Here is a 13,345-nt window from a genome sequence, read left to right on the forward strand (position 1 = left end):
CGGGGAGCCCGCGAAGCGCCAGCTGCAGATCGAGCCCTATCTCAAGCTGATGGCGCAAAAGTCGGCCTCGGACCTGTTCTTCCTCACCGGGGCGCCGGCGTCGATCAAGGTGGATGGCGTGCTGCAGCCCATCGCGCGACGGGCCCTGGCGCCGGGGCAGACCGAGGGCATCGCCCGCGAGATGATGAACGACCATCAGGCGCGCATCTTCGACGAGGAGACCGCGGTCAATTTCGGCCTCACCCGCCAGGGACTGGGCCGCTTCCGCGTAAACGTCTATCGCCAGCGCGGCGAGGTGGCGATGGTCATCCGCTACATCCGCAGCGCCATCCCCACGATCGAGCAGCTGGGGCTGCCGCCGGTGCTGAAGGACTTCATGAACTACCGTGACGGCCTGATCCTGGTCGTGGGTTCCACCGGGACCGGGAAGTCCACGACCCTGGCGGCGATGATCGACCACCGCCTGACCATCGATACCGGGCATATCCTTACCGTCGAGGACCCGATCGAGTTCCTGTTCCAGCACAAGCGGGCGATCGTCGGCCAGCGCGAGGTGGGGATCGACACGCCCAGTTACGAGCACGCCCTGCAGGAGGGCATGCGCGAGGCGCCGGACGTGATCATGGTGGGCGAGGTGCGTAACCGCGAGACCATGCGCGCCGCACTCAACTACGCCGACACCGGGCATCTGGTGCTGTCGACCCTGCATGCCACCAACGCCTCGCAGGCGCTGGACCGCATCATCAACCTGTTCCCCGAGGATCACCGTTCGCAGATCCTGTCGGACCTGTCCCTGAACCTGCGGGCGATCATCGGCCAGCGCCTGCTGCAGAAGAAGGATGGCTCGCGGGTGGCGGCGCTGGAGGTCCTGGTGAACACGCCCTACATCTCCGAGCTGATCCACAAGGAAGAGATCGGGGAGATCAAGGAGGTCATGGCGAAGTCGGCCTCGGTCGGCATGCAGACCTTCGACCAGGCGATCGTGAAGCTCTTCAAGTCGGGTGACGTGATGCTCAACGAGGCGCTGAGCAAGGCCGATTCGCGCGCGAACCTCGAGTGGAAGCTCAACTTCGGCGGCGGCGTGGGGGCCGCCGAGGAAGGCGGCGAGGAAGAGCTCAAGCCGCCGGAATAGCCCGTTACGGGGCCGGTTCGGGGAAGACGTCGGCGGAGGCGAAGACCGGCCCGTCGACACAGACCCGTTTCATCGCCACGCCTTCGCCGGTGCGCACCGGTACGGTACAGCCGGCACAGCCGCCCACCGCGCAGGCCATGAATTCCTCCAGCGACACCTGGCAGGGCAGGTCGAAGTCCGCGGCCAGTTCGGCGCAGGCCTCCAGCATCGGGTGCGGCCCGCAGGCGAAGATCTCCCCCTCCCCGCGTTCGGCGGGCTCCAGTCCGTCCAGCCAGGCGCGCGCGAGGTCGGTGACGAAGCCATCGAACGCCCCCGGAATCCCGGCCTTCGACGTGAGGCGGCAGGAGATGCCCCAGTCCTCCAGCAGCGGCAGCGTGCCGATGGCGCCGTCCGGCAGCCCCGGCCACAGGATCTGCGACGGCCGCGGGCGAAACGGGAACGGGACCTCGGATCCCAGGATCGCGCGGGTTGTGCCCGCCTCGCCCTGCTGGCGCAGACGGTCGGCGAGGAAGATCATCGGCGGGATGCCGACGCCGCCACCCAGCAGCAGGCGCCGCGGCCGCTCCGGGTGCAGCGTGAACGGCCGGCCGATCGGCCCCAGCACCTGCAGGCTGCGCCCCACGGGCTGTTCCGCCAGCGCCCGGGTGCCGTCGCCCACTGTCTTGTACAGGAATTCCACCCAGCCGGCGTCGGGGTCGACGCGCTGGATCGACAGCGGCCGCCGCATCGGCAGGCGCGGCGAGCACTGGATGTGGGCGAACTGCCCGGGCTGCGCGCGTCGCGCGCATTCCGGGGCCTCGACCCGCAGGATCCACTGGCCACTGCCCGCATCTTCATGCGCCAGGATACGGGCGGACTCTTCGAACAGGGTGCCGCGATGCGGCGGGTGCTGCGGGCTCATGCGTCGTCCTCGCCGGGGCGGGTCCAGGTGGGGCGTCCGGCGACCCAGGTCTCGCGGACCTCGCCGCCGAACGTCCAGTTGAAAAACGGGGTGTTGTGGCCGGCGCTGAGCCACTGATCCCGCCGGAGGTCGTGGATCGCGCCCGGGTCGAACAGCACGAAATCGGCCCGCGCGCCGGGCGTCAGGCGGCCATGTTCCAGTCCCAGCACCTCCGCGGGGCCGGTGGTGACCCGTGACAGGGCCTGTTCGAGGGTCAGCAGGCCGTCTTCCACCAGGCGCAGGGTCAGGGGCAGCAGCGTTTCCAGCGCGGCGATGCCGGGCAGGGTGTCGGCGAAAGGCCCCAGCTTGCTGTCGGCTTCATGCGGCTGGTGATCGGAGCAGATGGCGGTGATGCTCCCGTCGGCCACGGCCGCCCGCAGCCCGTCGCGGTCGCGCTGGCTGCGCAGCGGCGGGATTACGTGGCAGTCGGGATTGAATTCCGCTACGTCGACCTCGGTGAGGAACAGCTGGTGGGCGGCCACGTCGGCGCTGACCGGGAGGCCGTCGCTGCGTGCCTTGGCGATCATCTCCGCGCCCCGCCGCGTGGACAGCCGCGCGACATGCACCCGCGCCCCGGTCTGTTCCACCAGCGCCAGGATCGCGCCCAGCGCGGCGGTCTCCGCGGCCTCCGGGATGCCGGACAGCCCCAGGCGGGTGGACACCGGGCCCTCGTGCACGCAGCCGGAGCCGGTCAGCGCCGGATCCTGGGCCGACAGCACGGTGGTCAGATCGAAGGTGCTGGCATATTCCAGCGCGCGGCGCAGCACCAGCAGGCTGGCCAGCGGACGCTGCCCGTTGCTGACCCCGGGGGCGCCGGCGCGCACCAGCGCGGCCATCTCCGCCAGCTGCTGGCCTTCCAGCCCGTGGGTCAGGGCGCCCAGGGCGTACACCCGCACGCCACAGGCCTCGCGCGCGCGGCGGGTGATCAGCTCGAGCACCGCCGGCGAGTCCACCGGCGGATGGGTATCCGGCGGCATGACCAGGGTGGTGACACCGCCGCGCGCCGCGGCGCGGGTTTCCGAGGCGATGGTCGCCTTGTGCTCCTCGCCCGGTTCGCGGGTACGGGCGGCCAGATCGACCAGCCCCGGAAACACCCACAGGCCGCTGCCGTCGATACGCCGGCGCGGCTCGAAGCCCTCCGGGGTGCTGCCGCGGGCGAGGATCTCCTCGCCCTGCACGCACAGGTCGCCCACCGCATCGAAACCGTCGGCGGGATCGAGGATGCGGACGTTCTCGATGACCACGCTCATGACTGATGGGCCCCCATCACCATGGACATCACGGCCATGCGCACCGAGATCCCGTAGGTCACCTGTTCCAGGATCACCGAGTGGGGGCCGTCGGCGACCGCGGATTCGATCTCCACGCCACGGTTCGCGGGGCCGGGGTGCATCACCAGGCAGGTGGGCGAGGCCAGCTGCAGGCGCCGGGCGGTGAGGCCAAAGCGCTGGAAATACTCGTGCTCGGACGGCAGATGGGCGTGCTCCATGCGTTCGCGCTGCAGGCGCAGCATGATGACCACGTCCACGTCCTGCAGCCCGCTGTCCAGATCATGGTGCACATGTACGCCCAGCTGCTCGACATCCGCCGGCAGCAGGGAGCGCGGCGCGACCACCCGCACCTCGCCGGTCTGCAGGATGTTGAGGGCGTGGATCTGCGAGCGCGCCACCCGCGAGTGCAGGATGTCGCCGACGATCGCGACCTTCAGTTTGGTGAAGTCGCCCTTGTGCCGCCGGATGGTGAACATGTCCAGCAGGGCCTGGGTGGGATGGGCGTGGCGCCCGTCGCCGGCGTTGAGCACGCTGATTCCCGGGGCCGCGTGGCGGGCGATGAAATGCGCGGTCCCGCTCTCTTCGTGGCGCACCACGAACATGTCCACGTTCATCGCCTCCAGATTGCGCAGGGTGTCCAGCAGGCTCTCGCCCTTCACCGCCGACGAGGTGCTGACATTGATGTTGAGCACGTCGGCGGACAGCCGCTTGGCGGCCAGTTCGAAAGTGGTGCGCGTACGGGTGCTGGCCTCGAAGAACAGGTTCACGATGGTCTTGCCGCGCAGCAGCGGGACCTTCTTCACCGCCTTCTCGTTCATGTTGGCGAACGATTCGGCGGTATCCAGGATCTCGGTCAGCAGCGTGCGGTTCAGCCCCTCGATCGTGAGCATGTGCCGCAACTGGCCCTCGTCGGTCAGCTGCAGGCGGTTGGGGAGCGGACCGGGCTGGGGCAGGCGGCTGGTGTGCGCGGCAGGCAGCTCCGTCATCCGTCAGTGCCCTCCGGGGGCTCCACCGCCACGCGTTCGAGGCTCAGCGGCTCGGGACCGCGCAGCTTGATCTGCTCGGCCAGGCCCAGCTCCATGTGGGCGCCCGCCACCGCGGCACACACCGGCAGTTCGCGGCCGTCACGCTCGACCAGGACGACCAGCGAGACCGAGGCCGGGCGGCCCCAGTCGAACAACTCGTTCAGGGCGGCGCGGATGGTGCGGCCGGTGTACAGGACATCGTCCACCAGCAGCACGTGTTCGCCGTCCAGGTCCTCCGGGAGTTCCGAGGGGCGCACCTGCGGATGCATGCCGATGCGCGAGAAATCATCGCGGTAAAAACTGATGTCCAGCTTGCCCAGCGGACGCTGGATGCCCAGGCGCTCGCGCAGATGTTCGGCGATCCACACACCGCCGGAATGGATGCCGACCACGATCGGGGACTCGATCCCGCGGGCTTCGAGGAGCTCGCGGGTCCGCGCGGCCATGTCGTCGAGCAGGGTGGGGACTTCAGGCGTCATGGGCATTCTCCAGAAACCAGCCTTCGAGGATGACGGCCGCGGCATGGGCATCCAGCCCCGGGTCGTTGCGGCCCGACCGGCTGCGGTCGCGGGCCAGGTGCGAGCTCAGGCGCTCATCCGACCAGTATACCGGCTTGCCGAAGCGCGCTTCGAGCGCCGCACCGAATTCGCGGATGGCCGGGCCCAGCGGGGTCGCCTGGCCGTCCGCCTGGGTGGGCCAGCCGACCACGAACCCCTCCGGGCGCCATTCCGTGACCAGCGCGTCGATGCGTGGCCACGGCGGCGGCGACCCGCCGGCCAGCGTGACCAGGCCCCGCGCCGAACCGGTCAGCGGTTCGCCCACCGCCACGCCGATGCGGCGGCGCCCGTAGTCGAACGCCAGGAAGGCCACCGGCTCAGGCGTGCCCGGAGGCCGAGCTGATCAGGTTGACGTCGATGCCGATGAGTTCGGCCGCGCGCGACCAGCGCTCCGCCGGCGGCGTCTCGAACAGGATCCCCGTATCCGAAGGGGCGGTCAGCCAGGCGTTCTCGCCCAGCTCGCTTTCCAGTTGTCCGGGGCCCCAGCCGGCATGCCCCAGGGTGATCAGTACCCGCTGCGGACCCTCGCCGGCATTGATGGCCTCGAGGATGTCACGCGAGGTGGTCAGGCTGACCTGATCGGTCAGCGGCTGGGTCGCGCGCCACTGCTGCTCCGAGGAATGCAGCACGAACCCGTGCTCCGGCTGTACCGGCCCGCCGCGGAACACCGGCAGCTCCGGCAGGTCGTCCCTCGGCTCCAGCTCCACGTGCTGCAGCAGGTCGCGCAGCGTGAGTTCCGTTGGCTGGTTGATCACCAGCCCCAGCGCGCCTTCCGCGTCGTGTTCGCACACGTAGGCCACGGCGTGGCTGAACAGCCCGTCGTTGAGGGACGGCATGGCGATCAGGAACTGATCGCGCAGGCTCGATTCCAGAGTGCCTGAGCTTGCGGTATCCATGGGTTCCAGTATCGGCTTGTGCCGGGCTGCGATCAATCACCGTGTCGGGTTTGGGGTACGCCGGTGATCAGCGCACCTGCCGGACTTCGTCGCGGCGGAAGGCCCAGGTACGGGTGATGACCAGTTCGTCGTATTCCTCGCGCATGGCCTCGGTGAACGGGGCGTAGGGGGCGCCCAGTTCCACGATGCGGATGGCGGCTTCGTCGAGCACGGGTTCGCCGGAACTGCGCGCGACCTGGACGTCCATGAGCTCGCCTTCCGGGTTCAGGCGGACCGACAGGACCAGGCTGCCGGAAAGCCCCTGACGCCGGGCCTCGTCCGGGTAGTTGAGGTTGCCGACGCGTTCGACCTTGTCGATCCAGGCCTGGAGATAGGCCGCCTCCGGTGCGCTGCGCGCCGACAGGCTGTCGAGATAGCGGGTGCGCTGGCCGCGTGCGGCGAAGCTCTGGCGTTCCTCCGCCGGGGCCGCGCGGGCGCTCTCCAGTCCGCGGTTCATCAGGGTGGCGGCATCCGGGCGCGGCTCGGCCTCGGGGGTCTCGATCGGTTCCGGTTCGGCGACCTCGGGCGGGGCCGGTTCCGGCGATTCCTCGGCTTCGGGCCTCTCCGGCTGCGGTTCGGGTTCGGGGGGCGACGGTTGCGCCACCAGCGGACCGGGTTCCGGCAGCGGGGCCTCCACGCCTTCGGGGCCGGGTTCGCCGGTGCCTTCGCCTGCGGCCTCGGGGGCGGTGGCTTCCTGGTCTTCGGGGTCTTCGGCGCTCGCCTCCTGGTCGATTTCGGCGATGCGCTCGACTTCCTCGGGGGGTGGCGCGGCGGCCTCGGGGTCCGCAACCCGGGTAACGTCCAGCGGCTCGCGCGGGCTGGGGTCGGGCAGGTCCACGGTGAAGCCGATGCCCAGGATCACGAGCCCGTGGGCCAGCACCGCCAGGAAGACCATCGTGGCGAGATGGTTCGGACGTGCGGCGGCGTGTTCCGACGGGGGCGTCGGCACCGGGCGCTCAGGCTGGTCCTGGGGGGCGGGCATGGCGGATATGGCGCTGGATCCGGGGATCGGAAAGTACGTGGGCGGTCAGTATACCGGTGGCGGCGCCGGCGATCAGCGCGGCCAGCCACAGGGGTGGCAGAAGCAGGGGCAGGCCCGGGTGCGGGATGATCACCAGCCAGGCGAGCAGGAACTGCCCCGTGACATGCGCCATGGCGGCCGCGATGGCCAGCCCCGTGGCGCCGACATGTCGCGGGGCGAACGGCGCCAGCAGGGCCAGCGCGGCGAGAGCGGCCAGGGCGCCGGTCAGCGAGAGCCAGAAGGCGGGGCTCAGGAGGGTGCCCAGCAGCAGGCTGCTGCCGACCACCCGCAGCAGGGTGACGGCGACCGCGGCGCGCCAGCCGAGCGTGAGCAGTGTGACGAGGGTCACGATATTGGCCAGCCCCGGCTTGATGCCCGGGACGGGACCGGGGATCGCGGCTTCCAGGATCTGGATTCCGATGGCGATGGCGGCGAGGGCAGCGATCTGGCGATCGCGGCGGGAGGCGGGGCGGTCGACGTCCACGGTCAGTAGTGGATGCTGTCCCAGGCGGGTTCGGCGCCCTCCACTCGGAGGGTCAGGCGGTTGGGCAGGCTGATGGCCATGTCGCCGTGGGTGGAGAGCCAGCCGGCCCCCTCGCAGATGTTCTGCGTGCCGGGGGATTCCGCGCAGCGCGCGCGCCCGGTTTCGATCTCCACACGGGTAGTCCCGGCGGGGCCCTGCAGGCGCAGTTCGCGCGGGCCTTCCAGAGGCTCCCGGCGCGCGGGCTCGCCGGCCTGGGTGATGACCAGGCTGCGGGCCCCGGTCCCCGCGTCGGGGTTCCAGGCGAGGATGAAGGCGGTCACGACCAGTCCGGCCCCGGTTGCGGCGATGACCGCGTCCCCCCAGCGCAGGCCCGGAACCCTCACGGTGTGGAGCCGGCCTCCGGCCGTTCGCGGACCTCCGGCTCGGGGTGGGGCTCCCCGATCTCGACGCGCGCGGCCATCGCCGGCGTGGCCTCGATGCGACCGTCCGCGAGCACCACCAGGGCGTGGTCAATCCCGAGCCGGGCGGCGTATTCCGGCCAGTGTTCGGGGCCGGCGATCATGAGGGTGGTGGCCGCCGCATCGGCCAGGCCGCCGTCCCCATGCAGCACGGTCGCGGAGCGCACGCCCTCGGTCGGTCGGCCGGTGCGCGGGTCGATCACGTGGTGGATGCGTTCGCCCTCGTGTTCGTAACCGCGCTCATAGTCCCCGGAGGTGAACAGGCCCTCGCCTCCGCCCAGTTCGATGCCGCCGAGGGTGCCCCCGTCCGGGTGGCGGATACCGATGCGCCAGTCGCGGCCGGCGGGCCGGCCCAGCGTCATCAGGTCGCCGCCGGCGTTGACGATGGCCGCCTCCACGCCCAGGTCGGCCAGCAGGTCACGCGCGCGCTCCACGGCCGCGCCCTTGGCCAGTCCGCCGAAGTCCAGCTGCAGGTCCGGGTGGTGCCCGGTCAGGCGGACCCCGTTGCGTTCGATGTCCCCCATCGACGGCGGGTCCTCCAGCAGCTCGGCGAGCGTGTCGGCATCCGGGGGCGGGCCGGCGGGTTCATCCTGATGGAAGCCCCAGGCCGCGATCAGCTGTCCCAGCGCCGGGTTGAACAGGCCGTCGGTGGCTTCTTCCACCGCCTGGCCCTGTTCGATCAGGGGCAGCACCGAGGGCGGGGCGCTGAATTCGCGTTGCAGCGGCAGCAGCTGGTTGGTGCGTCCGAGCGAACCTTCTTCCCAGGCGTGCCAGGAGGCATGCAGGATGTCGAGCTCCGCCTGCAGCTCGCGTTCGATCTCGGCGAGGTCATATTCCCCGGCCGGGGCGACCGCGACCTCGACCAGGGTGCCGAAGGCCCGGAACTGCAGTTGCTCGGTTTCCGGCTTGCGTTCGCAGGCCACCAGCAGCATCGCGATCAGTGCTGTGAGGACCAGGAAAAACAGGGTTCGGCGCGGATTCATGCAGTTTCCCCCGTCACGAAATCGATGTAGCGGCCGGCGAGGTCCGCATCGCAGGCCGCGTCCAGCTCGCGCACGCCGGTCGGGGAGGTGACGTTGATTTCGGTCAGGGATTCCCCGATGACGTCCAGTCCGGCGAAGTGGATGCCGCGCCGCCGCAGCTCCGGCCCGACGCGCTCGCAGATCTCGCGGTCGCGCGCGGTCAGTGGCACGGCTTCGCCCCGGCCCCCGGCCGCCAGGTTGGCGCGCGATTCACCGGGTGCCGGGATGCGGGCCAGGGCGTGTCCGAAGGGTTCGCCATGGATCATGATGATGCGCTTGTCACCGGCCGTGAACTCCGGCAGAAAGCGCTGTGCAATGATCGTGCGCCGGTCGAAGGCCGTCATGGTCTCGAGGATCACCGAAGTGTTCGGGTCGCCCTCGCGGATGCGAAAGATCGAACTCCCGCCCATGCCGTCCATCGGCTTGACCACGATATCGCCGTGCTGCTCGAGGAATGCGCGGATGCGGGCGCGGTCGCGGGTGATCAGCGTCGGCGGGGTGCAGTCCGGAAACAGCGCCGTGAACGCCTTCTCGTTGATGTCGCGCAGCCCCTGTGGCCGGTTCGATACGCATACTCCCGCATGTTCCGCCAGCTCGAGCGTGTAGGTGGCGTACAGGTATTCGGCATCCGCCGGTGGATCCTTGCGCATCAGGATGACATCGAAGCGATCCAGCGGGGCGGTGGTTTCCGTCCCCAGTTCGTGGAACGCTTCGGCCCGGTCCCGAACCTCGATCGGACGGCTGCGTCCCATGGCGCGGCCGTCTTCCACCCACAGATCGTTCATTTCGAGATAGTGCACGGCGTGACCCCGGGCCCGGGCGGCGAGCATCATGGCGAAGGTCGTGTCCTTGGCCGGCTTGATCCCCGTGACGGGGTCCATGATGATGGCGATGTTGTGGGGCACGATAACGGGCCTTTTTCGTGATCCGTGTCAGTCGAGTATGCCACGCGGAGCAATATTACCGCTCGATGTTTGTGTATCCCGCGGGACTTCGTTAGATTCGAGCCTGCATATAGCCTTAGGGGGGGTAAGGTGTCTGACGCGCCAGCGGAAGCCGACTCGGCCACCGAGTTTCAGGGAGTGAAGGTCATGGTGATCGACGACAGCAAGACGATCCGGCGCACCGCCGAATCCTTGCTGCAGAAGCACGGTGCCGCGGTGGAAACCGCGGTGGACGGCTTCGAGGCCCTCTCGAGGGTGGCCGATTCCCGCCCCGACATCATCTTCATCGACGTCATGATGCCCCGTCTGGACGGGTATCAGACCTGCGCCCTGATCAAGAACAACAAACAGTTCAGGGAGACCCCCGTCATCATGCTGTCCAGCAAGGACAGCGTGTTCGACAAGGCCAAGGGGCGTGTCGTGGGGTCGGAGGACTATCTCACCAAGCCCTTCACGCGGGACGACCTCCTGGATGCCATGCGCAAGTATGCGCACCAGGGCACCCCGGAATGAATCCATCGCGAGTGAATCGCGTGCACCAACCCAGGAAAGAAGAACGCCATGGCCCGTATCCTGATCATTGACGACTCCCCCACCGAGATCCACGTCCTGCGCACGATGCTCGAGAAGAACGGGTATTCGGTATCCACGGCGGCCAGCGGGGAGGAAGGTGTCGAGACCGCGCGGGCCCAGGTGCCCGACCTGGTCCTGATGGACGTCGTGATGCCCGGTCTGAACGGATTTCAGGCCACGCGCGAACTCTCCAGGCAGGAAGAGACCGCCAACGTCCCCGTGGTGGTGGTCAGCACCAAGGACCAGGCGACCGACCGCGTCTGGGCCATGCGCCAGGGGGCGCGGGACTACATCACCAAGCCGGTCACCGAGGACACCCTGCTGCAGACGATCGAGAAATATCTGTCGGCATGAAGGTCGATACTTCCACGCCGTTTGCGCTGCTCGCGAGCCTGGATCGCGAGAGCCGGCGAGTAAACCGGGAGTACCAGCGCGATTCTTCATCCGGCTGGCGCGGCGTGCTCCTGGCCGTGGGCGAGTTTCGCTTCCTTGTGGACATGGAAGCGATCTCGGAAGTGACCGATCCCATGTCCCTGACCCATGTCCCGCTGGCCGATCCCATGGTGCTGGGGGTCGGCAATCTGCGTGGCCTGGTGCTCCCGGTGTTCGACCTGGGGCGGCTGCTGCTGGGCGAATCCCTCGCCGGTGACAGCTCGCGCCAGCGCATCGTGGTGGCTCCGCAGGGGCAGGGCATGGCCGGGCTGCTGGTGAGCCGGGTAGAGGGCATGCGTAACTGTGCCCCGCATCAGCGGCGCCTGGAAGTGGACGTGCCCGAGGCGGCACGTCCGTTTGTTACGGGGGGATTCGATCTGGGCCACCGGCTCCACCCCGTGCTGGATCTCAATCGGCTACTGAACGATACCGGACGGTTCGCGGGGCTCGAGACGGCGGAACCGGCCGAAGGTCAACAGCAGGCGGTCGCCTCCTGACGGGGCGGCATCACTGTCACAGGGAGTCAACGCTTTATGGGATTGAGTCGTCGTATGCGCAACCTCCTGCTCGGGGGGCTGCTGGTAGTCTCTCTGATCGGGACGGGCGTCGCGTTCACCCTGCATGAATACGAGCAGAGCCAGTACCGCGACCGGATCGCGCTGGCGAACGACATGCGTCTGCTGTCCCAGCGGCTGGCCACCGGCTCGCTGGAGGCCGCAGCCGGTTCCGAGCGTGCCTTCGAACAGATCGGCGAACTCCGCGATGCGTTCGACCGCAACCTCGAGGAACTGCGCGACGGTCGCGAAGGCCTGGGGCCGCTGCCGGACGACCTGCAAGCCGACCTGGAACAGGTTCAGGGCGAGTGGAGCGGTTATCGCGACAACGTGAACACGATCCTCCATGGGCGTGATGCCATCGAGGAAGTCACCGAATTCTCCGAAGCCGTGAACGAGTTCTCCCCCGAGCTGGCCCGGCTGTCCGACAGCGTGGTGCGGCGCATGTCGGAGATTGGCGAGGACCCCGACCAGATCTACGTGGCCGCGCGCCAGACCATGCTGATCCAGCGGATCGGCAACAGTCTGAACGAGGTGCTGCAGGGCGGTGCCCGTGCCGCGACCGCGATCGAACGTTTTGAACGGGACGCCACCCTGTTCGGGCGGGTGCTGGACGGACTGATCGAAGGCTTCGCGCCGCTGGGCATCGAGGCCGTGGATGATGCCGAAACCCAGGCCATGCTCAACGAGATCGGAACCCTGTTCATCGCCTTCAGCGAGGCGGTCGAGGGCGTGCTCGAAACCTCTTCTCGGGTCTTCGAGGTGAACGCCGCGGCGGCGGACGTGGAAGCCGGTTCCGGCGACATGCTGGAGGCGACGGGCGATCTGGAGACCGCCCTGACGGAAAGGGCGGACCAGGCCGGTTTCATTGCCCTGGCCGGTTTCGCCTTCGGTCTCCTGTCACTGGTGTTCCTGCTTGCGCTGGGCCTGTTCCTGTATCGCGACACCCGTCGCGAACTGGCGGAAACCGAGGCTCAGAACGAGCGTAACCAGCAGGCCATCCTGCGTCTGCTCGACGAAATGATGAACCTGGCCGACGGGGACCTCACCGTGAATGCGACGGTGACCGAGGACTTCACCGGCGCGATCGCGGACTCGATGAACTTCGCGATCGAGAACCTGCGTACGCTGGTCGCCACCATCAATAGTGTGGCGGACGATATCAATGACTCGGCCGCGAACAGCCGCGCCCAGGTGCTGGGGCTGGCCGAGAAGGCCGAGCAGCAGACCCGGGAGATCCAGCAGGCGAACGACGCGATCGACGAGATGGCGCAGTCGGTCGACAAGGTGGCCTCGGACGCGGGGCAGTCTGCGGGGGTGGCGCGAAACTCCGTGGAGATCGCCTCGCGCGGGGCCGCCACCGTGCGCCGCTCCATCGAGGGCATGGATTCGATCCGCGAACAGATTCAGGAGACGGCAAAACGGATCAAGCGTCTCGGCGAATCTTCGCAGGAGATCGGCGATATCATCGGCCTGATCAACGACATCGCCGAACAGACCAACGTCCTGGCGCTGAACGCGGCGATCCAGGCCTCGGCGGCCGGCGAGGCCGGGCGAGGGTTCGCCGTTGTGGCCGACGAAGTCCAGCGCCTGGCGGAACGCTCGAGTAGCGCGACACGCCAGATCGAGGGACTGGTCAAGGCGATCCAGGCGGATACCAGCGAGGCCGTCAGCTCGATGGAACAGAGTACCGCCAACGTGGTCTCCGGGGCCGAGATGGCCCAGGCGGCGGGCGAGGCGCTGTCCGAGATCGAGCAGGTTTCCAACGACCTCGCCGGCCTGATCGACGGCATTTCTTCCTCGGCCCATCAGCAGGCCGAAATGGCGAAGAACGTGACGTCCATCATGGCGCAGATCCGCGAGATCACCACCGAAACCACCGAAAGCACGCATACCACGGCGGCCTCCATCGACGACCTGGCCCAGCTGTCGCAGCAACTGCAGTCCTCGGTCGCGGACTTCAAGCTGCCGGCTTCGGACCAGGACGACACGGGTCG

General features: G+C 68.7%; 15 protein-coding genes and 1 pseudogene. 5 read left to right on the forward strand and 11 right to left on the reverse strand.

The window, feature by feature from the left end; genetic code table 11:
- Nucleotides 1–22: 22 nt before the first annotated feature.
- On the forward strand, nt 23–1,132 hold the full coding sequence (locus C998_RS0104550; protein WP_026279471.1) for a PilT/PilU family type 4a pilus ATPase: 1,110 nt from the start codon (nt 23–25) through the stop codon (nt 1,130–1,132).
- 4 nt (nt 1,133–1,136) lie between these two features.
- Here the strand turns inward: C998_RS0104550 and C998_RS0104555 are convergent, their stop codons facing one another.
- From C998_RS0104555 to gshB, 11 genes are all read right to left on the reverse strand, one after another.
- On the reverse strand, nt 1,137–2,033 hold the full coding sequence (locus tag C998_RS0104555) for a dihydroorotate dehydrogenase electron transfer subunit (RefSeq protein WP_018869676.1): 897 nt from the start codon (nt 2,031–2,033) through the stop codon (nt 1,137–1,139).
- The gene (locus C998_RS0104560; protein ID WP_018869677.1) at nt 2,030–3,322 is read right to left on the reverse strand and encodes a dihydroorotase; all 1,293 of its coding nucleotides are present in this window, start codon (nt 3,320–3,322) and stop codon (nt 2,030–2,032) included. The genes C998_RS0104555 and C998_RS0104560 overlap by 4 nt, the downstream gene beginning before the upstream one ends.
- The gene (locus C998_RS0104565; protein WP_018869678.1) at nt 3,319–4,329 is read right to left on the reverse strand and encodes an aspartate carbamoyltransferase catalytic subunit; all 1,011 of its coding nucleotides are present in this window, start codon (nt 4,327–4,329) and stop codon (nt 3,319–3,321) included. Before C998_RS0104565 ends, C998_RS0104560 begins: the two co-directional genes overlap by 4 nt.
- A complete protein-coding gene (gene pyrR, locus C998_RS0104570) occupies nt 4,326–4,847 on the reverse strand; it encodes a bifunctional pyr operon transcriptional regulator/uracil phosphoribosyltransferase PyrR (RefSeq protein ID WP_018869679.1) in 522 nt (173 codons plus the stop codon). The genes C998_RS0104565 and pyrR overlap by 4 nt, the downstream gene beginning before the upstream one ends.
- Nucleotides 4,837–5,238, reverse strand: a complete 402-nt coding sequence (gene ruvX, locus C998_RS0104575; RefSeq protein ID WP_018869680.1) for a Holliday junction resolvase RuvX — start codon at nt 5,236–5,238, stop codon at nt 4,837–4,839. Before ruvX ends, pyrR begins: the two co-directional genes overlap by 11 nt.
- Nucleotides 5,239–5,242: 4 nt before the next feature.
- Nucleotides 5,243–5,821 carry a YqgE/AlgH family protein gene (locus tag C998_RS0104580; protein ID WP_018869681.1) on the reverse strand — a complete coding sequence of 193 codons (579 nt, stop codon included), beginning with the start codon at nt 5,819–5,821 and terminating at the stop codon, nt 5,243–5,245.
- 67 nt (nt 5,822–5,888) lie between these two features.
- Entirely contained in the window at nt 5,889–6,842 is a 954-nt protein-coding gene (locus C998_RS0104585; protein WP_018869682.1) for an energy transducer TonB, read from the reverse strand.
- Entirely contained in the window at nt 6,817–7,365 is a 549-nt protein-coding gene (locus C998_RS0104590) for a Gx transporter family protein (RefSeq protein ID WP_018869683.1), read from the reverse strand. Before C998_RS0104590 ends, C998_RS0104585 begins: the two co-directional genes overlap by 26 nt.
- Before the next feature lie 2 nt (nt 7,366–7,367).
- Nucleotides 7,368–7,748, reverse strand: coding sequence for a NusG domain II-containing protein (locus tag C998_RS0104595; protein WP_018869684.1), 381 nt, complete (start codon nt 7,746–7,748; stop codon nt 7,368–7,370).
- Nucleotides 7,745–8,806, reverse strand: a complete 1,062-nt coding sequence (locus C998_RS0104600) for an FAD:protein FMN transferase (protein ID WP_018869685.1) — start codon at nt 8,804–8,806, stop codon at nt 7,745–7,747. Before C998_RS0104600 ends, C998_RS0104595 begins: the two co-directional genes overlap by 4 nt.
- Nucleotides 8,803–9,750, reverse strand: a complete 948-nt coding sequence (gene gshB / locus C998_RS0104605) for a glutathione synthase (RefSeq protein ID WP_018869686.1) — start codon at nt 9,748–9,750, stop codon at nt 8,803–8,805. The genes C998_RS0104600 and gshB overlap by 4 nt, the downstream gene beginning before the upstream one ends.
- Nucleotides 9,751–9,879: 129 nt before the next feature.
- On the opposite strand from gshB, the gene C998_RS0104610 reads away from it, so the two are divergent.
- The 4 genes and pseudogenes from C998_RS0104610 to C998_RS0104625 all read left to right on the forward strand — a co-directional run.
- Complete coding sequence (locus C998_RS0104610) at nt 9,880–10,302, forward strand: PleD family two-component system response regulator (protein ID WP_026279473.1); 423 nt, start codon at nt 9,880–9,882, stop codon at nt 10,300–10,302.
- A 48-nt stretch (nt 10,303–10,350) separates the two neighbouring features.
- The gene (locus C998_RS0104615) at nt 10,351–10,716 is read left to right on the forward strand and encodes a PleD family two-component system response regulator (protein WP_018869688.1); all 366 of its coding nucleotides are present in this window, start codon (nt 10,351–10,353) and stop codon (nt 10,714–10,716) included.
- Nucleotides 10,713–11,291 carry a chemotaxis protein CheW gene (locus tag C998_RS0104620; protein WP_018869689.1) on the forward strand — a complete coding sequence of 193 codons (579 nt, stop codon included), beginning with the start codon at nt 10,713–10,715 and terminating at the stop codon, nt 11,289–11,291. Before C998_RS0104615 ends, C998_RS0104620 begins: the two co-directional genes overlap by 4 nt.
- 54 nt (nt 11,292–11,345) lie before the next feature.
- Nucleotides 11,346–13,319 (forward strand): annotated as a pseudogene (locus C998_RS0104625) (methyl-accepting chemotaxis protein); the annotation flags it as partial.
- Nucleotides 13,320–13,345 lie beyond the last annotated feature (26 nt).

This window comes from Thioalkalivibrio sp. ALgr3 (genome assembly GCF_000377325.1).
In the GTDB taxonomy this organism is placed as follows: domain Bacteria; phylum Pseudomonadota; class Gammaproteobacteria; order Ectothiorhodospirales; family Ectothiorhodospiraceae; genus Thioalkalivibrio.